The sequence below is a fragment of the Paraburkholderia youngii genome, assembly GCF_013366925.1.
Taxonomy (GTDB): Bacteria; Pseudomonadota; Gammaproteobacteria; order Burkholderiales; family Burkholderiaceae; genus Paraburkholderia; species Paraburkholderia youngii.
Genome location: NZ_JAALDK010000002.1, coordinates 546,830 through 570,660, shown reverse-complemented (window position 1 = coordinate 570,660; position 23,831 = coordinate 546,830). Strand labels below are relative to the sequence as shown.

Here is a 23,831-nt window from a genome sequence, read left to right as displayed (position 1 = left end):
GTGTCAGTAATGAACCACGGTCCGGATCGATTTGCCCTCGTGCATCAAATCGAAAGCTTCATTGATGCCAGACAGCGGCCTCGTGTGGGTAACGAACGGCGCGAGTTGGATCTTGCCCTGCATCGCGTCTTCCACCATGCCGGGCAGTTCCGAGCGGCCCTTCACGCCGCCAAAGGCGGTGCCGAGCCAGCGGCGGCCGGTCACGAGCTGGAACGGACGGGTGGAGATTTCCTGACCCGCACCGGCCACGCCAATGACGACCGACTGGCCCCAGCCACGGTGCGCGCATTCCAGCGCCGCACGCATCACGTTGACGTTGCCGATGCATTCGAAGCTGTGGTCCACGCCCCAGCCCGTCATTTCGACGATGACTTGCTGGATCGGCTTTTCGTAATCCTTGGGGTTGATGCAGTCGGTCGCCCCGAAGGCGCGCGCCAGGTCGAACTTGCCCGGGTTGGTGTCAATGGCGATGATGCGGCCAGCCTTGGCGAGCTTGGCGCCCTGGATCACGGCAAGGCCAATGCCGCCCAGCCCGAATACGGCGACGGTATCGCCTTCCTGCACCTTCGCGGTGTTCTTCACCGCGCCCAGGCCCGTGGTCACGCCGCAGCCGAGTAGGCACACCTGCTCGGGATTGGCCTGCGGGTTGATTCTGGCGAGCGACACCTCGGCCACCACGGTGTACTCGCTGAACGTGGAGCAGCCCATGTAGTGATAGAGGGGCTGGCCGTTGTAACTGAAGCGGGTCGTGCCGTCGGGCATCACGCCCTTGCCCTGCGTGGCGCGCACGGACACGCACAGATTGGTCTTGCCGCTCTTGCAGAACAGACACTCGCCACATTCCGCGGTGTAGAGCGGGATAACGTGATCGCCGGGTTTGACGCTCGTCACGCCTTCACCCACTTCCACGACGATGCCGGCGCCCTCGTGACCGAGCACGACTGGGAAAAGGCCTTCGGGATCGTCCCCCGAGAGGGTGAATGCGTCGGTGTGGCACACACCAGTATGCGTAATCTTGATCAGCACCTCGCCCTTGCGAGGCGGTTCGACGTCGATCTCGACGATCTCGAGGGGCTTACCTGGCGCAAACGCAACTGCAGCACGCGATTTCATAGTGGTCCTGTTAAGAAAGGGGCGCCAATTGCGGGGTGGAATTCCCGCATTGAACTAGCGTAGATAGGTTCGAACGAGGGTCACGACATCTTCGATCGACCCCGATGAGGCATCCGCGGATCCCGCAAGGTGCGAGAACTCCTCGCGCAGATGGCTTTCGAGCACACCGGCCATCACACCGTTGATCGCCCCGCGGATGGCCGCCAGTTGCTGGAGCACCGGAGCGCAATCGGCGCCGTCCTCCAGCGCGCGCTCGAGCGCGTCCAGCTGGCCGCGAACCCTGCGCACGCGTGTCAGCACACGTTTCTTTTCTTCGGCGGAATGAGGCATGACGGCAGCGATGTGTTGATACTAGGGGGCAGTATAGGACAATACTTAGGGGGAGTATACGTGTCCCGGGGATTCGGCGGCCGAAACACCAGGTGAATAGCCGGACTGCTCCCATGGTGCATCCGGCGCATAATGAATTCCTATTGGTCGTGCCGCGACGAGGTTGTATGCGCTGCACAAACTGCGGATTCGATAATCTCAGCAGGGCCAGGTTCTGCGAAGCCTGCGGGACCATGCTGACGTGCGTGTGTCCCCGTTGCGGGCGCGAGTCCGCCGCAACCGCCCGATTCTGTAGCGAGTGCGGGGCGCCGCTCAGCGAAGCGCCTGAGCCGGCGAGGTCCGTCCAGCAACCACCGCCCGCACCGGTCAACTACACGCCCCATCATCTTGCCGAGCGTATCCGTGCCGAGCACGTCGCGATGGAAGCAAGAGGCGAAACTGCTGGCGAACGCAAAACCGTCACGGCGCTATTCGCCGACATGGCGGGTTCCACGGCTCTGATCCATGATCTCGACCCGGAAGAAGCCCACCACCTGATCGAGCCCGTCGTCGCGCTGATGATGGAAGCCGTCCACTACTACGAGGGCTACGTCGCCAAATCGCTGGGCGACGGCATCCTCGCGCTGTTCGGCGCGCCAATCGCCCACGAAGACCATCCGCAACGGGCGCTTTTCGCGGCGTTGCGGATGCAGCAGGCGATGCGCCGGCATGGCGACCGGATTCGCCTGGAAAAAGGCATTCCTCTGCAGGTGCGCGTGGGTGTTCACACCGGCGAGGTCGTCGTGCGCTCGATCCGCACCGATGATCTGCACACCGATTACGACCCGGTCGGCCACACGATCCACATTGCATCGCGCATGGAAGAGATCGCCACGCCTACGTCCATTCTCGTCAGCGAGTCGACTCACAGGCTCGCCGAGGGCTATTTCGAGTTCAAGGCGTTGGGGGCCGCCCAGGTCAAAGGCATCCCCGAGCCGCTGCCGGTCTACGAGGTGCTGGGCCCGGGCGCACTGCGCACGCGACTGCAACTGGCGGCGCATCGGGGCCTCGCGCGGTTCGTCGGGCGCGAGACCGAATTGGCGCACCTGAACCAGACGCTCGAAGCGACGCGGGCGGGTCGCGGGCAGGTCGTCAGCGTGGTCGGCGAAGCGGGCGTCGGCAAGTCGCGGCTCTTTCACGAATTCAAGGAGCGTTCGCGGCGAGGGTGTCTGGTGCTGGAAACGTTTTCTGTGTCGCACGGCAAGGCGTTTGCGAATTTGCCGCTGATCGAACTGATGAAGAGCTATTTTCAGATCACCGCCCGCGACGACGAACGACGCTGCCGCGAAAAAGTCATCGGCAAGGTATTGACGCTCGAGCGCAGTTTCGAGGATCTCGTGCCCTACCTGCTGTATCTGCTCGGCACCGGCGAGTCCGCTTCCGCGCTGGCGGACATGGATCCGAAGATTCGGCGGGACCGGACCTTCGACGCGATCACGCAGCTGTTGACGCGCGAGAGCCAAAGCCAGCCGATCGAGCTGCTGTTCGAAGATTTGCAATGGCTGGACCGGGAGACCGAGGCTTTCCTGGTCTATCTTGTCGAGCGCGTGCCGGCCAGCCGAATCCTGCTGCTCGTGAATTATCGGCCGGAATATCAACCAGCCTGGAATTGCAGCCAGCTTCGGCTCGAATCACTCGGTCCGAGAGAGGCCCATGGACTCCTTACGGCCCTGCTCGGCGACGATGCTTCGCTGCTGCCCCTCAAGCAGCGCATCCTCGACAAGACGGAGGGCAACCCGTTCTTCATGGAGGAAGTGGTGCAGACGCTGGCGGAGGAGCGGTCCCTGCTCGGCGAGCCGGGACACTACCGGATCGAACGAACGCCGACGGCGCTGCACATTCCGACGACGGTGCAAGGGGTGCTCGCCGCGCGTGTCGACCGGCTCCCGCTTGCGGAGAAGGACCTGCTGCAGACGCTCGCGGTGATCGGCAAGGAGTTTCCGTTCAGTCTGATCCAGCGCATTTGCGATGGCCAGCTCGCACGCACGGACGATGATCTGCGCGAACTGCTCGCCCACCTGGAAGCCGCGGAGTTCATTTATGAGCGGCCCGCATACCCGGAGGTCGAGTATTCGTTCAAACACGCGCTGACGCAGGAAGTGGCGGGGCACTCGCTGCTCACGGAGCGGCGCAGCGCGTTGCACGAGCGCACCGCGAAAGCCATCGAGGCGCTGTTCCCCACTCGTATCGCGGACTACTGCAGCGAACTCGCACATCACTACAGTCTGAGCGGCAATATTCCGAAGGCTGTTGAATACCTGCACAGTGCCGCGCAGCAGGCGCTCAGGCACGGCGCCCATCTGGACGCGATGCATCACCTCGGTGCCGCATTGGGTCTGCTCGATCGATTGCCCGATACGCCCGCACGCGCATCTCGTGAGCTGATGCTGCTGCTATCGCTGGGCCCTGCCTTGATGGACGTGCGCGGCTATGGGGCGCCGGAGGTGGGCGCGACCTATATGCGCGCACGGCAGTTGTGCGAACAGTTGGGTGAGACGTCGCAACTTTTCGCGGCGCTGCTTGGCTTGAGAATCCACAACGTTTCGCGCGCGCAGTACGCCGTCGGTCGCGAATTTGGAGAGCGGATGCTTCACATGGCGCAGCAAGCGCAAGATGCGGACTGGCTGCTGGAGGCGCACGGCGCACTCGGCGCCTGTATGTTCCCCCAGGGCGAATTGGGCGCCGCCGCCGCGCACCTGAAGCAGGCGCTCGCACTTTATGATCCTGAGCGGCATCAGGCCCACGTTTTTGCTCACGGCGTGGACCCGGGCATCCGCGCGTTGAACTTTCTGGCCTTGATCCTGTGGCTCCAGGGATATCCCGATCAGGCGCGCGAGCGCAGCATGGATGCGCTCGCGCTTGCGCAGAAGCTCGCCTACGGGCCGACGCTGGCGTTCACGCTGGCTTACGCGGCCGAGTTGCATCAGCTGCGGCGCGAGGCCCCTCTGGTTCGCGAGCGAGCCGAAGCGGCCATTGCTGTGTCGATCGAACATGGCTTGCCGTACTGGCTCGCCTGGGGAACCATCTTTTCGGGCTGGGCGCGAGTCCAACCGGGAAATCTGCAGGATGGCATCGCCCAGTTGCGCGAAGGGCTGAGGGCCGAACAATCCGCCGGCGGCGCGGAACAGCGCTCATACTTTCTGGCCACTCTTGCCGACTGTCTGTGGCGGGCCGGCGATGTGGAGGGTGGATTGCGCACGCTGGAGGAGGCCACGTCGATCGTGAACAAAACCGGCGAGCATTTCTTCGATGCCGAATTGCATCGGCTCAAGGGAGTGATGCTGCTAGCTTCGGTTAGCGAAGCTGAGCGTGTGATCGCGTCGAGCGATGAGGCGCAAGCCTGCTTTCTCAGAGCAATTGCGGTGGCTCGCGCGCAGGGCGCCAGAGCGCTGCAACTGCGCGCGGCAACGGATCTGGCCCGCCTGTGGCAGCGTGCGGGCAGACTGGGCGACGCGAGGCAGGTGCTGTCCGAAGTATTCGACACCTTCACGGAGGGTTTGGACACCGGCGACTTGCGAGACGCCAGGGCGCTGCTCGATGCGCTCCCATCGAGCAGCGCGCGAACGATCGATGACGTGCGCGGATAACGGTACTGGCCGTGGAGGTGGCCTATGGCGGTGAATCGTACAAGACGCCACGACGCGTCGGCGCCCAGGTCGATTGCGCTGGCTCTGCAGGGCGGCGGGATGCACGGCGCATTCACGTGGGGCGTTCTCGACCGGCTACTCGAAGACGACCGACTCGAGATCGAAGGCGTGAGCGCGACCAGCGCCGGCGCAATGAACGGTGCAGTGCTCGCATACGGGCTGTTGAACGGGGGCGAGGACGGCGCGCGTCAGGCGCTGCACGACTTCTGGCATGGGGTCGCGGAGTCGGCCGAGCGCTATAGCCCGCTGCGCTGGATGCCGTGGCTCAAGGGCTCGCACAGTTTCGGTCTCGATCATTCACCGCTTTATGCGTTCGCGGACATGATGCTGCGCGTGTTTTCTCCCTATCAGTTCAATCCGCACAATCTGAATCCGTTGCGCGAAGTGCTCGAACGCCAGGTCGACTTTGCGGCACTGCGCCAACGGTGTCCGATACTGCTATATCTGTGCGCGACCAACGTGGAGACGGGCAAGATACGCATCTTCACGGGTGAGGACATCTGCGCGGACGCGGTGCTCGCCTCCGCCTGCGTGCCGACGCTGTTCCATGCGGTGACGATCGCAGGCCAGCACTACTGGGATGGCGGCTATATGGGCAACCCCGCCATTTATCCGCTGATCTATCACTGCAAGACGCGCGACGTGGTGATCGTCCACATCAATCCGCTCGTACGCGCCGGCGTGCCAGTCACGGCCGCCGGAATTCTGAATCGGATCAGCGAAATCAGCTTCAATTCATCGCTGATGCGCGAGATGCGTGCAATTGCATTTGTCACCGATCTGATCCAGCAAGGTAAACTCGATCGGGACGAGATGAAGGAAATGCTGATTCATTCGATCCGCTCCGACGCCGCGATGTGCGCGCTCAGCCTGTCCAGCAAGTACAACGCGGATTGGAGCTTTCTCTGCGAACTGCGCGACAACGGCCGGAACGAGGCCGATGCTTGGCTCGCGCGGCACTACGCGGATATCGGTCGACGCTCCAGCATCGACATTCGCGCGGAGTTTCTCTGAGCAGCCTGCTGAAGAAAGCGGCGGACAGTCGCAGTGAGCCGACGTGCGCAAAGGAGCAGAGATGAGCCACTTGCAGGAACGCTTCGTCGAGTTATGGACGCGCTGCGGCGGCGCACGCGCCGAGGCTGTCTATGCCGATCTCGCGCAACGTTACAGCGAACCCATTCGTCACTATCACACGCTGCGTCACGTTCGCCGCTGTCTGCGCTATTTCGATGCGGCACGCAGCGCGATCCCGCATCCCGATCTCGTGGAACTTGCGCTGTGGTGCCACGACATCATCTATGTTCCAGGCGCAAGCGACAACGAGCGGCGCAGCGCGGACTGGCTTCGACGCTCGGCCGGCGATCGCATCGCGATGTGTGAGCGAATCTGCGCAATGATCCTCGCCACCCGACATACCGGCGCGCCGGAAGAGCTCGATGAGCGCTTTACATGCGACATCGACCTCGCTGTCCTGGGCGCCGCGAGATCCCGGTTTCTCGCGGAAGGAGTGCGCGTGCGCAGAGAGCGCTCGGACCTCGACGACCTCGCATATGACTTGCAGGAGCGAAAGTTCCTGGGCAGCCTGCTTGCACGACCTCGCATCTATTTCACGGACTATTTCCACGCGAGATGCGAGATGCGTGCTCGCGGGAATCTCACGTGGCGGCTCGCGTCGGAGACGCCGGGATCGCGGTAGACCCAGGCGGCCATTGCGACTCCAAGACGCGCACGTTTCATATGCATTTCCTACGCGTAGTAATTTGCTCAAAGTAACGCACATTTCCGAGACGCTCAACGTTTGCTCGGCTACGGGTGTTGCTCATCCAGGAGTTTTTATCACCGCGCTGTGAGAAAAAATCGCGTCGACCGGGTGTTTACGCCAATGTCATCGCGCTCGCCGGCGATGGTCTACTCATCACACCAGTTTTGACCATCCATCCAGCACAGCGGGAGGACGCGTGAACGTTGCAGATCCGGCGGCCGTCGAACGGTCGGCCATTCGAAAGGTGTCGTGGCGACTCGTACCGTTCGTCGCTCTGATGTTCTTCATCAACTTTCTCGACCGGACCGCGATCTCGTTCGCCGGACCCAACGGGATGACCAGGGATCTCGGTCTCAGCGCCGCCCAGTTCGGCCTCGCGGCGGGGGTGTTCTTCATCGGCTATATCGTGCTGGAGATTCCCAGCAATCTCGCTCTGCACAAATTCGGCGCCCGGCGTTGGCTCGCCCGCATCATGGTGACCTGGGGCATCGTTGCGTTGCTGTTCACCTGGGTCAGCAGCGTGAGCGGTCTGTATGCGCTGCGCTTTCTGCTCGGCGTGACGGAGGCGGGCTTCTTCCCTGGCGCGATTCTGTTCCTGAGCATGTGGGTGCCGGCGAGGCACCGCAGTCATATCCTCGCGCTGTTCTATCTCGCGCAGCCGCTGACGATCGTGATCGGCGCGCCAGTCGCCGCGTTGCTGATCGATGCACACGGTCTGTTCGGGCTGGCCGGCTGGCGCATCATGTTCTTCGGCGTCGCGATCCCCGCGATCCTGGTCGGCGTGCTCGCGTGGTTCTATCTGACCGACAAGCCATCGCAGGCTAGCTGGCTGAGTGCCGCCGAGCGCGACTGGCTAAGCACGGAACTCGCAACCGAGGAACGGCAGAAGGGCGCAAGCGCCGCGCCCGCGCAACATGGCAATCCGCTCGCCGCGTTGACCAACGGCCGGGTGTGGATGTTCTCGCTGATGTACTTCGGCCTGATCTACGGCCTGTATGCGCTCGCGTTCTTCCTGCCGACGATCATCGGCGGCTTCGAGACGCGCTTCGGCACCCACTTCAACGTGTTCCAGAAAGGCTTGATCACCGCGATTCCGTATCTGCCCGCGGCGCTCGTGCTGTTCCTGTGGAGTCGCGACGCGACCCGGCGCGGCGTGCGCTCGTGGCATATCGCGGTGCCGTCGCTGATCGGCGCTCTGAGTGTGCCGCTCGCGCTGCAAATGGGCTCGCCCGCCGCGAGCATCGCCGTCATCACCGTCACGGCCTGCGCGATTTTCGCCGCGTTGCCGAATTTCTGGGCGCTGCCCGCGCGCTTCCTGTCGGGCGCGGCGGCCGCGGCGGGCATCGCCCTGATCAACACGGTCGGCAATATCGCGGGCTTCGTCGCGCCGTACATCACGGGCGTCGCGAAGGACATGAGCGGCTCGTATCAACTGCCGATGCTGATCGTCGGCGCGATGATGCTGATGTCCGCCGTGCTCGCGCTGGCGATCGGCCGCACGAGTACCCGCGCGTCGCTCGAGCCGGCACAGGCACATTGAGATCAACCGATTCACGTTCCCGGAACCACGCGTTCCGGCGCATATCGACTGCTGAAGGAGAGTTGCAATGAAGGAGAAAATCGCATTGTTTGGCGCGGGCGGGAAGATGGGCGTGCGCCTGTCGAATAACCTGCTGAAGTCGGACTACCGTGTCGCGCACGTCGAGCCGGGCGCGGCGGGACAAAAGCGCCTGAAGGACGAACTCGGCATCGACGCGGTCGCTGCGGATGCCGCGCTCGACGGCGCCGACGTCGTGATTCTCGCGGTGCCCGATACGCTGATCGGCAAGCTGAGCCATGAAATCGCACCGAAGCTGCGGCCCGGCACGATGGTGATGACGCTCGACGCGGCCGCGCCGTTCGCCGGCCATCTGCCCGATCGCAAAGATCTGACGTACTTCGTTACGCATCCGTGCCATCCACTCATCTTCAACTACGACACCGACGAGAAATCGCTGCACGATCACTTCGGTGGCGCGCACGCGAAGCAGTCGGTCGTCAGCGCGCTGATGCAAGGTCCGGACGAGGCGTTCGATCTCGGCGAAGCGATCGCGAAGGTGATCTACGCGCCGATTCTGCGTTCGTATCGCTTGAGCGTCGATCAGATGGCGATTCTCGAACCCGGTCTGTCGGAAACGGTGTGCGCGACGCTGCTACACGTGATGCGCGAGGCGATGGATGAAACCGTGAAACGCGGCGTGCCGGAGCAAGCCGCGCGCGACTTCCTGCTCGGCCATATGAACATCCTCGCGGCGGTGATCTTCAACGAGATTCCGGGCGCGTTCTCCGATGCATGCAATAAGGCGATCGAGTTCGGCAAACCGCGTCTGATGCGCGATGACTGGAAGAACGTGTTCGACCGCGCGGAGATCGCCGAGAGCATTCGCCGCATTACGTAATCGCGCTGGAGTGCCAAAAGATATGAGCGAAGCCACCCACGCTCGCTGGCCGGACGGCCTGCTGCTCGCCTACTATGGCGACGACTTCACGGGCTCGACCGACGCGATGGAAGCGATGAGCGCCGCCGGCGTGTCCACGCTGCTGTGTCTCGACGCGCCAACGCCCGAACTGCTCGCGCGCTTTCCGGGCCTGCGTTGCGTGGGCCTCGCGGGATCGTCGCGGGGGCGCAGTCCGCAATGGATGGAAGACGAGTTGCCGCGCGCGTTTGCGAGCCTCGCCGCGCTCGGCGCGCCGATCCTCCAATACAAGGTCTGCTCGACGTTCGATTCGTCGCCGGAGACCGGTTCGATTGGCCGCGCAATCGATATCGGCGTGCGGCACATGCCGGGCAGATGGTCGCCGATGGTGGTCGGCGCACCGCGTCTGAAGCGTTATCAGGCGTTCGGCAACCTGTTCGCCGCGGTCGATGACATCGGCTATCGGCTCGATCGTCATCCGACGATGTCGCGCCATCCTGTCACCCCGATGAACGAAGCCGACCTGCGCATGCATCTGGCGCGGCAAACGCAACGCGATGTCGCGCTGATCGACTTCGTGCAACTCGCCGCGCCCGATGTCGCCGCGAAGTTGCACACGCTGATGCGGGACGACCCCGCCGTCGTGTTGATCGACGTGCTCGACGAGGCGTCGCTTGCCGCAGCCGGGCGACTCGTGTGGGAGCAGCGCGGCGCGGGCGTCTTCACCGCGTCATCGTCGGGCTTGCAGTACGCGCTCGCCGCGCACTGGCGCGCGAACGGGCTCGTGCCGGCAACGCCGTCTCTGCCCGTTGCCGGTCCCGTCGACGCGATCGCCGCTGTCAGCGGCAGCTGCTCGCCGGTCACGGCCGGGCAGATCCGCTGGGCGCGCGAGCACGGCTTTCGCGTTGAGCGGCTCGATCTGCGGCGCGCGCTGGATGCCCACACGCGCGAGGCGGAAGTGGAGCGCGGGGTGCGCTTAGCCGTCGATGCGCTGTCGCACGGCCAAAGTTCGCTCGTGTTCAGCGCCGAGGGTCCGGATGACCCCGACGTGCTCGGCTTCGATGAGCTCGCCGCACGCGCATCGCTCACGCGCGCGCAGGCGGCGCGTCGCGTCGGAGAGGCGCTCGCCGACGTGATGCTGCGCACGCTCGAACGCACGCGAGTGTCGCGCGTGGTGGTGGCGGGCGGTGACAGCTCGGGCGAAGTGGCGAGCCGGCTCGGCATCTCGGCGTTGAGCGTCGCCGCGGGCATGGCGCCCGGCTCGCCGCTGTGCCGCGCATGGTCGGACGATCCGGCGCGCGACGGTCTGCAAATCGCGCTGAAGGGCGGCCAGGTCGGCGCGGCGTCGTTCTTCGGCTCGGTGCGCGCGGGACGGCTTCTGGAATAATGTTGGTTTCTTCGACGCGAGTCATCGACGCGAGCAACCGTAATGGCCGAAACGATTCAGCGGCGCAAGCTATATCAGGAAGTGCTGGACCGGCTGATGGAGCGCATCCAGTCGGGCCAGGTCGCGCCCGGCGAGCAATTGCCATCGGAGCGCGAGCTGATGGAAACCTATGGCGTGGGCAGGCCGGCTATCCGCGAGGCGCTGCAAACGCTCGAACGCGCGGGCATCGTCGAAATCGCGCACGGCGAGCGCGCGCGGGTCGTCGTGCCCACCGCGCAAAGCCTGATCGCGCAGATCGCGGTCGGCACGATGCATCTGCTGCGCACGCAGCCGGACATGCTCGATCACTTGAAGTCAGCGCGGCTCTTTCTCGAAACCGGCACCGCCAGGATGGCCGCCGAGCGCGCAAGCGACACCGATATCGAACGCCTGCGCGCGAAGGTGCGGGAACAACGCGCGGCGCTCGCGGACCGCGATGCGTTTGTCGAGCGCGATATGGCGTTTCATCGAGAGATCGCGGCGATTACCGGCAATCCGATCTATCCGTCCATCGTCGAATCGATCTTCAGTTGGGCCGCCGAATACTATCGGCCGATGGTGCGCGCGCCCGGCGCCGAGCAACTGACGCTCGCCGAGCACGAACGGATCGTCGAGGCCATCGCACGCCATGACGGCGAGGCCGCCGCACAGGCGATGCACGCCCATCTGAGCCGTGCGAACGCGTTGTACGGCAAGCTGATCCTGTCCTGACGCGGCGGCGCGCTAGCCGGACCCCTCAACCTGGCGCGTGCAAGTGCGCGGCGCCGCGCGCGTCAGCGTGCTCCGTCGTCGCCAGAAACGCGGTCATCTCTTTCAGACTTTCGTTCATCTCCGCGGTCAGCCATTGCTCCAGCTGCTTGACCTCCGCATGCGCGCGCAGATGCGGCGCGACCCATAGCACCAGCTGACGCGGCCCGCGCGCGAAGCCGAACGGCGCGCACAACTTGCCGGATATCAGGTCGTTCATCACCAGCATCTGCGGCACGAGCGCGACGCCCAGGCCGCACACGGCAGCCTGAATCAGCAGATAAAAGTGATCGTAAGCGCCGGCCGCGTCCTCAGGCAGCGCATCGACTCCGGTCGCGCTGAACCAGTCGGACCACGCTTCCGGGCGCGTTCTGGTCGACAGCAGCGCCGCGCGTGCGAGGTCGCGCGGCGTCGCGAGGCCGTGCTCCTGCGCATACGCGGGCGAGCAGACCGGGCCGATCCATTCGTCCATCAGCTGGCGCGTGAGCGCGTCTTTCGGCGGTTCGATCGTGTTCGCGCGGATCGCCACGCTGATCTTGTCACGCACGAAATCGATCTGGTCGTAGTTCATGTTGAACTGCAATTCCGTCTGCGGATAGCGCTGATGAAAGCCCGCAATGCGCGGAATCAGCCAGTACATCATCACCGACGCCGAGCACGACAGCGTCAGCGGTTCGGGCTTCAGCTGCTCGATGCTCGCATCGATCAGATTGAACGCGGCGCTGAGTCCCTCGGCGAGGCGCGCGCCCTCGGGCGTCGGATCGGATGACTGCGCCGAGCGCACGATCAGCGTGAGGCCGAGCGTTTCTTCCAGCGTTTTGATCTGCCGGCTGATCGCGCCATGCGTCACGCACAACTCATGCGCGGCGAGCGTCATGCTGCGCAACCGCGCAACGGCTTCGAACGCGCGCAATGCGTTCAGGGAGGGGCGGGGGGTGTGCATGAATGTCTCCTTGTCCGTCGAGGGGAGCCCTGTCGGCGCGGAATCCTTGTACGTGATTTCTCTGGATCGTATGAGATTTTCTCACAGCTTGCTGAGAACAAATCGATTGTTCGGCCGTTCCCGCGTGACTAAAGTGCATTCACAAACAAGACGAATGCACAGATTCGAACCGTCCGCGCCGGGCCTCGGCGACAGGTCGAAAATCAGGAGACAGACATGCAACTCAGAACCCTCGCCGCCTCGCTCGGCGCACTCGCGCTCGTGTCGACGCTCGCGCCGAACGCCGTCGCGTCACCGGACAAACCGGTGATCGCACTGGCCAATGCGTACTACGGCAACACCTGGCGGCATCAAATGGTCGACTCGTTCGACGCGGCCGCGAAGCAGGCGAAACAGGAAGGCAAGATCGCCGACTACATCGTCGTCAACGGCGACGGCTCGGTCGCGCAGCAGAACAGCCAGATCGCCGAACTGATTCTCAAGAAAGTCGATGCGATCGCCGTAGACGCGGCCTCCGAGACCGCGGTCAACGGGATGATCCAGAAGGCCTGTCAGGCCGGCATCAAGGTCGTGTCGTTCGACTCGGTCGCGAGCGCGCCGTGCAACTACCAACTGAATTTCGACTTCACCGGCTACAAGAAGCAGGAAGCCGAGTGGGTGATGAAGAAGATCGGCGGCAAGGGCAACGTGATCCAGGTGCGCGGCGTGAAGGGCTCGGCGCCGGACAACGATATGTACAACGCGCAGGTCGAGGTGCTGAAGCACTATCCGGACGTCAAGGTCGTCGCGACCGTGTACGGGCAGGCGACCGCGTCGGTCGCGCAGTCGGCGATCGCCAACGTGCTGCCGAGTCTGCCGCATGTCGACGCGGTGCTCGGCCAGGGCGGCAGCGACGACTTCGGCATCGCCCAGGCGTTCGAGCAGTACGGCGGCCAGTACAAGGACAAGATGCCGGTGATCGAAGGCGGCGGCAGCACCGACTTCATTAAATGGTGGGACGCGCAGAACAAAAAGAACGGCTATACGACGATTTCGATGAACACGACGCCCGGCATCGGCGCGGCGGCGTTCTATCTGAGCCTGTCGCTCGTGAAGGGCGCGCAGCCGCCGAAGAAGATGATCATGCCGGTGGCCACCGTCACCCAGGACAACCTGAAGGACTTCGTGAACAGCCCGTCCGGGATGATCATCAGCCCCACCTACACGCAGGTCTGGGTCGACAAGAATCTGCTGGCCAGCAAGTAACGCGGAGCAAGCGTGATGAACCGCGAGGACACTGTGCAGTTGCACAACCGCGCGCGGCTGGTGGTCCGCGCCAGCAATCTGACCAAGGTATACGGCCCGACGCGCGCCAACGACGACATTTCGCTCGCGGTGACCTGCGGCGACGTGATCGGTCTGGTCGGTGGCAACGGCGCCGGCAAGAGCACGCTGATGCGCATGCTGTGCGGCACCACGCCGCCCGACTCGGGCACGATCGACTTCGGCGACGAAGCGCCCGCCGGCAGCGCCTACGATGCGGGCATCGCGCAGCAACGCGGGATTCGCATCGTGCATCAGGAGCTGTCGCTGTGCTCGAACCTGTCGGTCGCCGAGAACTTCTATCTGGAAGCGCCGGAAGCTGCGCGCTCGCGGCCCGGCTGGCGCCGCGTTTACCGTGAGCGCGCGCGTGCAGCGCTAGACGCGGTGTTCCCCGGTCACGGCATCGACGTGGACGCCGAAGCGGGGCAATTGCCGATCGGCGAGCGGCAGATGGTCGAGATCGCCCGCACGGTCACCGCGCCGCGCGTGAAGCTCGTGATCCTCGACGAGCCGACCTCGTCGCTCGGCCTCGCGCGCAGCCGGCAACTGCGTGCCTACATTCATGCGAAGGCGCTCGAAGGGCTCGCGTTCATTTTCATCAGCCACAAGCTGCACGAAATCGTCGACGTGGCGACGCGCGTGGTGCTGTTGCGCAATGGCCGGCTCGAATGGCAAGGCCCGGTCGCCGATGCCTCGGTGCCGGTGCTGGTGCGCCTGATGGGCGGCGAAGCCGCCGCCGCGCTGCGCGAGGCGGGCGATGCGCAGCCTGCCGAGGGCACCACGGGTCGCACCGCCGAGGTCTGCCTGCGACTCGCTGGCGGCGCGGCCGGCAGCAACACGTTCGAGCTGCGGCGCGGCCAGATCGTCGGGCTCGCAGGTCTCGAAGGCAGCGGCCAGAAAGAGGTGCTGCACCAGATTTTCGCGGCCGCGCGACGCGATGCGCTGAAGGTCGAGCGCATCGGCGCGGTCAGCTTCGTGTCGGGCGACCGTCAGCGCGAGGGCGTGTTTCCGCTGTGGACGGTGCTCTCCAACATTTCGATCGGCAGTCTGGCGGCGGGCTCGCCGTTTCGCCTCGTCACGCCGGCGGGCGAGCGCGGCATCGCAGCTGACGCTGCAGCGCAATTGCGGCTGGACGCGAGCCGCCTCGCGTCGGGCATCCTCGATCTGAGCGGCGGCAATCAGCAGAAGGCGCTGATGGCCCGCGCGCTCGTTTCCGACGCCCCGATCGTGCTGCTCGACGATCCGACACGCGGCGTCGACATCGCGGCCAAGCGCGACTTTTACCGGCTCGTCGCCGAGGTCGCGCGCTCGGGCCGGCTGGTGCTGTGGCACTCGACCGAAGACACCGAATTTCTCGAATGCGACCGGGTGCTGGTGTTCGCCGGCGGCCGCGTGGTGCGCGAGCTGGACGGCACGAGCATCAGCGAGCAGGCCATCGTCGATGCGTCGTTCGTGCAGCCGTCCGGCACGGCCGCCGCGTCTGCCGCCTCGCGCGTGGGCACCGGCGTGCTCGCCCGCCGCGTCGTGCGGATGGCGCCGTTCATCAGTCTCGCGCTCGTATTCGCCGCGATGATGCTCGCGAACCCGGCCGCCGCCGGTGTGTTCGGCCTCGATCTGCTGCTCGGCCCGGCTTTGCCGCTGGTGCTGGTCGCGCTCGGGCAGATGTTCGTGGTCGGCGGCAGTGAAATCGACCTCGGCGCAGGCGCGTTCGCGGGGCTCGTGAATGTCTTGAGCGCGACGCTTCTGTTCGACCAGCCGACGCTCGGCGTGGTCAGCCTCGTCGCCGCGATGGCGACTTACAGCGCGCTCGGCTGGCTGATCCAGGCGCGGCGCATTCCCGCGATCGTTATCACGCTCGGTGCGTCGTTCATCTGGATGGGCATCGGCCATACGCTGCAACCGACGCCGGGCGGCGCGAGCCCCGCATGGCTGTCGGCGCTGTTCACGTGGCAGATACCGGGCGTGCCGACTTCGCTGGTGCTGATCGTCGTCGCCGGTCTCGCCGCCTGGATGCTCGACCGCTCGCCACTCGGCGTCACGCTGCGCGCGTTCGGCAACAATCCGGTCGCGATGGCGCGCGCCGGCTGGTCGGCGCCGCGCTATGCAGCGGTGCGTTACGTGCTCGCCGCCGCATTCATCGTCACCGCGGGCCTCGCGCTCACCGCGATCAACACCGCGAGTGACGTCAATGCAGGGTCGAGCTATACGCTGCTCGGCGTCGCGGGTGTCGTGATCGGTGGCTGCAGTCTGATGGGCGGGCGCATCTCGCCGGCCGGCGTGGTGGCCGGCTCCGTCGCGCTCGCGCTGATCGGCGCGCTGCTCGGCACGCTGAACGTCAGCTCCGATTTCAACGCGGCCGTGCAAGGTGCGCTGCTGGTCGTGATCCTCGCGCTGCGTGCGCTGGTCAGCCGGAACGGGAGTGAAGAATGAAACGCTCGACTTCGAGACACCTGGCGGACTGGACCGCGCGCAATCGCTGGGCGTGGGCCGCGCTTGCCGTCGTGCTGCTGTGGCTGACGCTGTCGGTCGTGACCAGAAATTTCAGCGTCAGCTCGCTGTCGGGCGTCGCGGTGTCGAGTTCCTTTCTCGCGCTGTGCGCGCTCGGCCAGATGGCGGTGGTGACCACGGGGCGCGGCAACATCGATCTGTCGATCGCGAGCGTGATGACGCTGTCCGCGTATCTCGCGCTGATCGTGATGGGCGGCAGCGACGCGCGGCTCGTGGCCGGGGTTGCGGCGACGCTCGGACTCGGTCTCGCGGTCGGCGCGGTGAACGGTGCGCTGGTCGTGCTCTGCCGGATTCCGGCGATCATCGCGACGCTGGCCACCGGCTATATACTCGCGACCGCGACGCTGCTCGCCAATCGCGCGATTCCCGGCTTCAAGGTCGCGCCTGCGATTCACTTCATCGCGACCGGCCGCATCGGTGCGATGCCGGTGATCGTGCTGGTCGCGATCGGCGTGACCGCGCTGTTCTGCGTGACGCTTCGATACACCGCGTACGGCCGCATGTTGTCGGCGGTCGGACAGAACCTGCGCGCGGCGCGGCTCGCCGGCGTACCCACGGCGCGCGTGACCGCGAGCGCGTTTTTTACCAGCTCGGTGCTGGCCGCGGTCGCGGGCCTGCTGCTGGGCGGCTATGTGGGCGGCGCGTTCCTCGAAATGGGCCAGCCATACCTGTTGCAATCGCTCGGCGCGGTGGTGCTCGGCGGCACGCTGATCTTCGGCGGCTCGGCGACGCCGCTCGGCACGCTGATCGGCAGCATGTTGCTCGTGCTGGTCGTCACGACGATGCAGATCGCGGGGCTGCAGCCGGGCATCCAGGACGTGGTGCAAGGCGTCGTGATCATCACCGTGCTCGCGCTGGCGGGTGGCGGCGCGCTGCGCCGTTCGATCCGCAAAGCCCGCTCGGCCACGCCGCCGGCGGGTGGCGGCATCACGCGTCCGGCGGCTTGAGCGGCACGAAGGAGCGATCAGGCCATGTCAGAGCGTGACTTTCTCGAACTCGACGAACGCTTCAGCCGCTGCGTGCGGCGCAGCGAGAACGTGCACCGGCTGTACACCGGATGCCGTTGGGCCGAAGGACCGGTGTACGTGCCGGCGGGCCGCTATCTGCTGTGGAGCGATATCCCGAACGATCGCGTGCTGCGCTGGGACGAAACCGACGGCCGCGTCAGCGTATTCCTCACGCCAGCGTGCTATGCGAACGGCCACACGCTCGATCGCGAAGGACGTGTGCTGCGCTGCGAACATGGCTCGCGTTCGCTTACGCGCATCGAGCACGACGGCAGCGTGACGACGCTCGCCTCTCACCATCAGGGCAAGCGCCTGAACAGCCCGAACGACGTGGTCGTGAAGTCGGACGGATCGATCTGGTTCTCCGATCCGGCCTACGGTATCGACGATGACTTCGAGGGCCATGCGGCGCGCTCGGAGATCGGCGCGTGCCACGTGTACCGCATCGATGCGGAGAGCGGCGAATGCGCGATCGTCGCCGATGACTTCATCCGCCCCAACGGTCTCGCCTTTAGCCCGGACGAGCAGCGGCTCTATATCGTCGACAGCGGCGTCACCCATGTGAAGAACGGCCCGCGTCATATCCGCGTTTTCGAGGTCAGCGGGCACGAACTGCGCGGCGGCGAGCTGTTCGCGAGTTGCACGAACGGCATGTTCGACGGCCTGCGTGTCGATAGCGCGGGGCGGCTGTGGGCAGGCGCGGCGGACGGCGTGCATTGCTATCACCCGGACGGCACCCTGCTCGGCAAGATTCTCACACCCGAACCGGTCGCCAACGTCGCGTTCGGCGGCCCGCAACACAACCAGCTTTTCATTTGCGCGACCACGTCGCTCTATGCGGTCAGGCTGCCTGTCACCGGCGCACGCAGACCGGCCGCTCCATCCGAACACGAATCGTCAAGGAGCCCATCGTGACCGAACGCATCCACGCGACCTACTGGCTGGAAACCGGCGTCGACCCGCAAGAGGCCGCCGACGTGATTGCCGGCGAGCAGTCGAGCGGCACCTTCATCGCGCTGCCCAACGAGACGCCGGAACTGAAAGCGCGCGCGGGCGCCCGGGTCGAGCGTCTGGAGCGGCTCGGTCACAGCGACACGCCCAGTCTGAGCGGCGGCGTGCGGTCGAGACGCTATACGCAGTGCCTGCTCGAGTTGTCGTGGCCGATCGAGAACTTCGGCGCGTCGCTGCCGAACCTGATGTCGACGGTCGCGGGCAATCTGTTCGAGCTGCGCCAGGTGTCGGGCTTGCGGCTCAAGGATCTGCAACTGCCGGCGTCGTTCGCGGCCGCCTATCCGGGGCCCGCGTTCGGCATCGATGGTACGCGCCGGCTGTCGGGGGTCACGCGCGGCCCGCTGATCGGCACGATCATCAAGCCGAGCGTCGGCCTGTCTCCACAAGAAACCGCCGAGCAGGTGAAGGAGCTGGTCGCGGGCGGCATCGATTTCATCAAGGACGACGAACTGCAGGGCGATGGTCCGCATTGTCCGTTCGACCAGCGCGTGCGCGCCGTGATGCGGGTCGTCAACGAGCACGCGGAGCGCACCGGCAAGAAGGTGATGGTCGCGTTCAATCTGACCGGCGATCTCGACCAGATGAAGCGTCGTCACGATCTGGTGCTGGCCGAAGGCGGCACCTGCGTGATGGCGGTGCTCAATTCGGTCGGTCTCGTCGGGCTGCACGAATTGCGACGCCATAGCCAGTTGCCGATTCACGCGCATCGCGCGGGCTGGGGTTATCTGACCCGCTGCGAAGCGTTGGGGTGGGACTACGCGCCGTGGCAAAAGCTCTGGCGTCTCGCGGGCGCGGACCATCTGCACGTGAATGGGCTGCGCAACAAGTTCAGCGAATCGGACGACAGCGTGATCACCGCCGCGCGCGCGGTGCTCGCGCCGGCGCTCGACGCAGCGCCGATGCGCGCGATGCCCGTGTTCAGTTCGGGCCAGACGGGATTGCAAGCGGCTGACACGTATGCGGCAATCGGCTGCGCGGATCTGATCCATACGGCGGGTGGCGGCATCTTCGGCCATCCGCAGGGCGTGGCCGCGGGCGTCGAGGCATTGCGCGAAGCGTGGATCGCGGCGATGGAAGGCGTGCCGCTAGCGGGTCATGCCGAGCGCAGCCACGCGCTGGCAGGTGCGCTGGAATTCTGGAAGTGAGCAGATGTGCAAGATGCAGTGCTTGGTGTAGCTGTACCCGATAACGAAGTACACAGGAGACAGACCATGAAAGCATCGAAGCAGTTGTTCGCCTTCGCGTTGGCCGCTCTCGCGCTCGTCGGTACGACGAGCGCGCAGGCCGCCGACCTGATCGCCATCATCACCCCGTCGCACGACAATCCGTTCTTCAAAGCCGAAGCCGATACCGCGGATGCTCGCGCGAAAGCGCTCGGCTACAACACCATCGTGCTGGTCCACGACGACGACGCGAACAAGCAGTCGCAACTGGTCGACACCGCGATTGCGCGCGGCGCGAAGGCGATCGTGCTGGATAACGCCGGTTCGGAAGCGTCGATCTCGGCGGTCAAGAAAGCGAAGGACGCGGGCATTCCATCGTTCCTGATCGACCGCGAAATCAATGCGACCGGCATCGCGGTCGTGCAGATCGTGTCGAACAACTATCAGGGCGCGCAACTGGGCGGCCGTGCGTTCGTCAAGGCGCTGGGCGAGAAGGGCAACTACGTCGAGCTGGTCGGGCGCGAGTCCGATATCAACGCGGGCATCCGCTCGAAGGGCTATCACGACGTGATCGATCAGTTCCCGAACATGAAGATGGTCGAGCGGCAATCGGCGAACTGGAGTCAGACCGAAGCGTATCGGGTGATGGAAACGATTCTGCAGAGCCATCCCGACATCAAAGGCGTGATCGCCGGCAACGACACGATGGCGATGGGCGCGTCGGCCGCGCTGAAAGCGGCAAAGCGGCCGGACGTGATCGTGGTCGGCTTCGACGGCAGCAACGACGTGCGCGATGCGATCAAGCGCGACGAAATCCGCGCGACCGTGCTGCAACCGGCCGCGCTGGCCGCCAACGAAGCGGTCGAACAGGCCGACAAGTATCTGAAGACTGGCTCGACCGGCAAGCCCGAAAAGCAGCTGATCAACTGCACGCTGATCACCAAAGCGAACGCCGGCAAGCTCGACCTGTTCGCGCTGCGCTGAGTGCAGAGGCCGTGAGGATGCCGGGGTCTATCCTCGCGGCGCGACATGCTGTTCCATCGGTGTGGCATGAGGTGAACCATGAGAGGTTGCATCTGCGGCACGCTCATCGTCATCGCAATGAGCGGTGCGCTGACCGGCTGCAAGCTGGTCAAGCATGACGCGCAGGCGTCGAAACATTCGCGCGATGCGTACTCATCCGCGGGCTACGATCCGAACGCGATGGTCGCATCGATGTGGGCCACGAAGATCTTGCCCGACGTGGAGAAACGCGCGACCGACTACCCGGCGTTGCGCGACGCGATCAAGGCGGACCCGGACGCAGCGGGCCGCAAGTACGGCTATCGCGGCAAGGACGACAGCGCGCCGTGGAATTTCCCGACCAGGCTGCACGGCAAGATCGTCGAAGTGGACACGCAGTCGAGCCAGGGCACGGTCGGCGTCGATGTCGACGGCGACGGCAAGGTCGATGTGATCGTCGATGTCGGCCCCACGGTGCTCGGCACCACGTTGCGCGACACGCTCGATTTCATTTCATTCGAGAGCTTTCGCAATCAGATCGAATATGCGCAGTTCGGCACCGCGCTCAACAGCTATGCGGCGACGCACGTGATGAAGCCGCTGCCGCGCGACGGTCTGAAAGGCAAGGAAATTACCGTGACGGGCGCGTTCTCCTACGACTCGTCGGCGGAACAGCCCGAAGTGGTGCCGCTCGCGATCGCGGTGGGAGACAAGCGATGAGTGCGACACCTGCGCAGGACGAGGTGATTCTGCAGGTCGAGGCGGTGACCAAGGTCTATCCGGGCACGATCGCGCTGAAAGAAGTGAACTTCGCCGTGCGGCGCGCGGCCGTCAACGTGCTGGTCGGCGAAAACGGCGCGGGCAAGTCCACGCTGATGAAGATCATCGCGGGCGCCGAGAAGCCCACCTCGGGACGGCTGATGCTCGACGGCGCGCCGATCGAACTGGAGAGCAGCGCGCAAGCGCTGCAGCGCGGCATCGGCATCGTCTATCAGGAACTGAATCTGTTTCCGAACCTGTCGATTGCCGAGAACGTCTTCATCGCGCACGAAATCACCCGAGCCGGCGTGCACATCGACATCGACGCGCAACGGCGGCGCGTGCGTGAGTTGCTCGCGCGTCTCGAACTCGATCTGAGTCCGGACACGCTGGTCGAGGACCTGCGCATCGGCCAGCAGCAACTCGTCGAAATCGCCAAGGCGCTCGCGCACGATGCGCGCGTGCTGATTCTCGACGAACCGACTTCGGCGCTGAGCGCGGCCGAGGTCGAGGTGCTGTTCCGGGTGATCGCCGAGCTGAAAGCGCAGGGCGTCGCGATCGTCTATATCTCGCATCGGCTGGAGGAGCTGATCCGCATCGGCGACTACATCACGGTGCTGCGCGATGGCCGTATCACCGGTCATCAGCCGATGGCGCAGGTCGACGTGCCGTGGATCGTGCGTCAGATGGTGGGCCGCGACACCAAGGATTTCTCGCGGCCGATCGGCCATGCGCGCGGCGCGGCGGTGTTATGCGTGCGCGATGTGTCGCTGCCGGGCAAGACCCACGGCTTCACGGTCGATCATGTGTCGCTGACGCTGCATGCCGGGGAAATCGTCGGCATTTACGGACTTATGGGCGCGGGCCGCTCGGAGCTGTTCGAATGCATCCTCGGCTGTCACGGCGAGGCGGCTGGCGAGGTCGTGCTCAACGGCAAGCCGCTGCAGGGCAAGCCGGTGGCGGCGCGGGTCGCGGCGGGCATCGCGCTGATTCCAGAGGATCGCAAGACCGATGCGCTGCTGCCGGTGCTGTCGATCGGCGAGAACATGACGATCGCGAGCCTCTCCGAATTCGCGCGCGGCTTTCACCTCGATTCCGCGCGTGAGCAGCGCACGATCGGCCAGTACATCCGCGAACTCGCGATCAAGGTCGCCGACTGGCGGTTGCCGGTCAGCTCGCTGTCGGGCGGCAACCAGCAGAAGGTGGTGATCGCGCGGGCGCTGATGACCACGCCGACCGTGCTGCTGATGGACGAGCCGAGCCGCGGCATCGACGTCGGCGCGAAGGCGGACATTTTCAAGGTGATGCGTGATCTGGCCGTGAAAGGGCTCGGCATTCTATTCGTCACGTCGGATCTCGAAGAGGTGATGGCGCTGTCCGATCGCATTCTGGTGATGTCGAACGGGCGCCTGACCGCCGAGTTCGACGCGGCCGAGGCGACCCAGCACGCGCTCGTCGCTGCCTCGGCGATCGGGCATCGCACGGCTCACGCGAGCGCATCCACCGACACAATCACTGTATGAGGGAGAACCGGATGGCGATCATCTTGAAGGGTGAGGCACCGGGCGCGAGCCTGAGCGAGGCGCCGCTTCTGTTGCTGCTCAAGCTGCGCACGTTCATCGCGTTGTTCGCGGTGGTGATTTTCTTCTCGTTCGCGGCGCACAACTTCCTGAGTTGGGAAAATCTGCTGATCATGTCGCGCCACGTCGCGCTCAATGCCTTTCTCGCGATCGGTATGACCTTCGTGATCGTGGCGGGCGGCATCGATCTGTCGGTCGGGTCGATCGTCGGCCTGTCCGGCATGGTGGCGGGCGGACTGATCCTGCACGGCATTCCGCTCGGCGACGAGTACACGCTGTACCTGAGCGTGCCGGAAGTGATCATCGTCGCGCTGCTGAGCGGCGTCGCGGTCGGCGCGATCAACGGGTTGCTGATCACGCGGCTGAACGTCGCGCCGTTCATCGCGACGCTCGGCACCTTGTATATCGCGCGCGGCGCCGCGCTGTTGTCGTCGAATGGCGAGACGTTTCCGAATCTGACCGGCAATCCGGACTATCGCACCACCGGTTTTCCGATCATCGGCTCGGCGACCATCCTGGGGATTCCGTTGACCATCTGGCTGCTGGTCGCGGTCGGCTCGCTCGCCGCGTACATCGCCGGGCGCACGCCGCTCGGCCGTCAGATCTATGCGGTCGGCAGCAACGAGCGCGCGGCGCAATTGTCCGGCGTACGGGTCAATCGCGTGAAGATGTTCGTCTATATGTTCTCGGGGCTGTGCGCGGCGATCGTCGGCCTGATCATCGCGTCGGAACTGGTCGCCTCGCATCCGATGAGCGGCGAGACCTTCGAGCTCAACGCGATCGCGGCGGCCGTGCTCGGCGGCACCTCGATGTCGGGCGGGCGCGGCAAGATCGGCGGCACGATCATCGGTGCATTCGTGATCGGGATTCTGTCGGACGGGCTCGTGATGATGGGCGTGAGCGCGTTCTGGCAGACCGTGATCAAGGGTGTGGTGATCGTCGCGGCAGTCGTCGTCGACCAGCTCCAGCGGCGCGTGCAGCAGCGCTTCGCATTGCAGAAGCAAGCGACGACGGGGGCTTGAGCGATGAGTGCGGC

At 65.1% G+C, this 23,831-nt stretch carries 19 protein-coding genes; 16 read left to right on the top strand and 3 right to left on the bottom strand.

Translation table 11 applies throughout. The features are described 5' to 3' along the window. Positions 1-3: 3 nt before the first annotated feature. Positions 4-1,113, bottom strand: a complete 1,110-nt coding sequence (locus tag G5S42_RS33905) for an S-(hydroxymethyl)glutathione dehydrogenase/class III alcohol dehydrogenase (protein ID WP_176111129.1) — start codon at positions 1,111-1,113, stop codon at positions 4-6. A 54-nt stretch (positions 1,114-1,167) separates the two neighbouring features. Continuing rightward, on the bottom strand, positions 1,168-1,443 hold the full coding sequence (frmR, locus tag G5S42_RS33900; protein ID WP_176111128.1) for a formaldehyde-responsive transcriptional repressor FrmR: 276 nt from the start codon (positions 1,441-1,443) through the stop codon (positions 1,168-1,170). Positions 1,444-1,610: 167 nt separating this feature from the next. On the opposite strand from frmR, the gene G5S42_RS33895 reads away from it, so the two are divergent. The 7 genes from G5S42_RS33895 (at position 1,611) to G5S42_RS33865 (ending at position 11,484) form a co-directional block, all read left to right on the top strand. Continuing rightward, positions 1,611-5,069 (top strand): adenylate/guanylate cyclase domain-containing protein, encoded by a 3,459-nt coding sequence (locus G5S42_RS33895; RefSeq protein WP_176111127.1) that lies wholly within the window; start codon positions 1,611-1,613, stop codon positions 5,067-5,069. 24 nt (positions 5,070-5,093) lie between these two features. Further along, positions 5,094-6,143: a patatin-like phospholipase family protein gene (locus G5S42_RS33890; RefSeq protein ID WP_176111126.1), complete on the top strand. Its 1,050-nt coding sequence runs from the start codon at positions 5,094-5,096 to the stop codon at positions 6,141-6,143. A gap of 61 nt (positions 6,144-6,204) precedes the next feature. Next, positions 6,205-6,825, top strand: coding sequence for an HD domain-containing protein (locus G5S42_RS33885; RefSeq protein WP_176111125.1), 621 nt, complete (start codon positions 6,205-6,207; stop codon positions 6,823-6,825). 262 nt (positions 6,826-7,087) lie between these two features. Continuing rightward, complete coding sequence (locus G5S42_RS33880) at positions 7,088-8,431, top strand: MFS transporter (RefSeq protein WP_176111124.1); 1,344 nt, start codon at positions 7,088-7,090, stop codon at positions 8,429-8,431. A gap of 67 nt (positions 8,432-8,498) precedes the next feature. Continuing rightward, positions 8,499-9,329, top strand: a complete 831-nt coding sequence (locus G5S42_RS33875; RefSeq protein WP_176111123.1) for a phosphogluconate dehydrogenase C-terminal domain-containing protein — start codon at positions 8,499-8,501, stop codon at positions 9,327-9,329. A 22-nt stretch (positions 9,330-9,351) separates the two neighbouring features. Further along, positions 9,352-10,734, top strand: a complete 1,383-nt coding sequence (gene oiaK, locus G5S42_RS33870; protein WP_176111122.1) for a 3-oxo-isoapionate kinase OiaK — start codon at positions 9,352-9,354, stop codon at positions 10,732-10,734. Between the two features lie 42 nt (positions 10,735-10,776). Next, positions 10,777-11,484, top strand: coding sequence for a transcriptional regulator NanR (locus G5S42_RS33865; protein WP_176111121.1), 708 nt, complete (start codon positions 10,777-10,779; stop codon positions 11,482-11,484). A gap of 25 nt (positions 11,485-11,509) precedes the next feature. Here the strand turns inward: G5S42_RS33865 and G5S42_RS33860 are convergent, their stop codons facing one another. After that, complete coding sequence (locus G5S42_RS33860) at positions 11,510-12,463, bottom strand: LysR substrate-binding domain-containing protein (protein ID WP_176111120.1); 954 nt, start codon at positions 12,461-12,463, stop codon at positions 11,510-11,512. Positions 12,464-12,679: 216 nt separating this feature from the next. Here G5S42_RS33860 and G5S42_RS33855 point away from each other — a divergent pair, with 216 nt between their 5' ends. The 9 genes from G5S42_RS33855 (at position 12,680) to G5S42_RS33815 (ending at position 23,817) form a co-directional block, all read left to right on the top strand. Then, a complete protein-coding gene (locus tag G5S42_RS33855; protein ID WP_176111119.1) occupies positions 12,680-13,708 on the top strand; it encodes an ABC transporter substrate-binding protein in 1,029 nt (342 codons plus the stop codon). A 15-nt stretch (positions 13,709-13,723) separates the two neighbouring features. Next, positions 13,724-16,195 (top strand): ATP-binding cassette domain-containing protein, encoded by a 2,472-nt coding sequence (locus G5S42_RS33850; RefSeq protein ID WP_176111118.1) that lies wholly within the window; start codon positions 13,724-13,726, stop codon positions 16,193-16,195. After that, complete coding sequence (locus G5S42_RS33845; protein WP_176111117.1) at positions 16,192-17,220, top strand: ABC transporter permease; 1,029 nt, start codon at positions 16,192-16,194, stop codon at positions 17,218-17,220. Before G5S42_RS33850 ends, G5S42_RS33845 begins: the two co-directional genes overlap by 4 nt. Before the next feature lie 24 nt (positions 17,221-17,244). Beyond that, positions 17,245-18,195 carry an SMP-30/gluconolactonase/LRE family protein gene (locus G5S42_RS33840; RefSeq protein WP_176111116.1) on the top strand — a complete coding sequence of 317 codons (951 nt, stop codon included), beginning with the start codon at positions 17,245-17,247 and terminating at the stop codon, positions 18,193-18,195. Then, a complete protein-coding gene (locus G5S42_RS33835; RefSeq protein ID WP_176111115.1) occupies positions 18,192-19,436 on the top strand; it encodes a ribulose-bisphosphate carboxylase large subunit family protein in 1,245 nt (414 codons plus the stop codon). Before G5S42_RS33840 ends, G5S42_RS33835 begins: the two co-directional genes overlap by 4 nt. Before the next feature lie 66 nt (positions 19,437-19,502). After that, positions 19,503-20,438 carry a D-ribose ABC transporter substrate-binding protein gene (locus G5S42_RS33830; RefSeq protein WP_176111114.1) on the top strand — a complete coding sequence of 312 codons (936 nt, stop codon included), beginning with the start codon at positions 19,503-19,505 and terminating at the stop codon, positions 20,436-20,438. A 78-nt stretch (positions 20,439-20,516) separates the two neighbouring features. Continuing rightward, positions 20,517-21,176 carry a DUF2291 family protein gene (locus G5S42_RS33825; RefSeq protein ID WP_176111113.1) on the top strand — a complete coding sequence of 220 codons (660 nt, stop codon included), beginning with the start codon at positions 20,517-20,519 and terminating at the stop codon, positions 21,174-21,176. After that, positions 21,173-22,738 (top strand): sugar ABC transporter ATP-binding protein, encoded by a 1,566-nt coding sequence (locus G5S42_RS33820; RefSeq protein ID WP_176111112.1) that lies wholly within the window; start codon positions 21,173-21,175, stop codon positions 22,736-22,738. Before G5S42_RS33825 ends, G5S42_RS33820 begins: the two co-directional genes overlap by 4 nt. 11 nt (positions 22,739-22,749) lie before the next feature. Further along, entirely contained in the window at positions 22,750-23,817 is a 1,068-nt protein-coding gene (locus G5S42_RS33815; protein WP_176111111.1) for an ABC transporter permease, read from the top strand. Positions 23,818-23,831 lie beyond the last annotated feature (14 nt).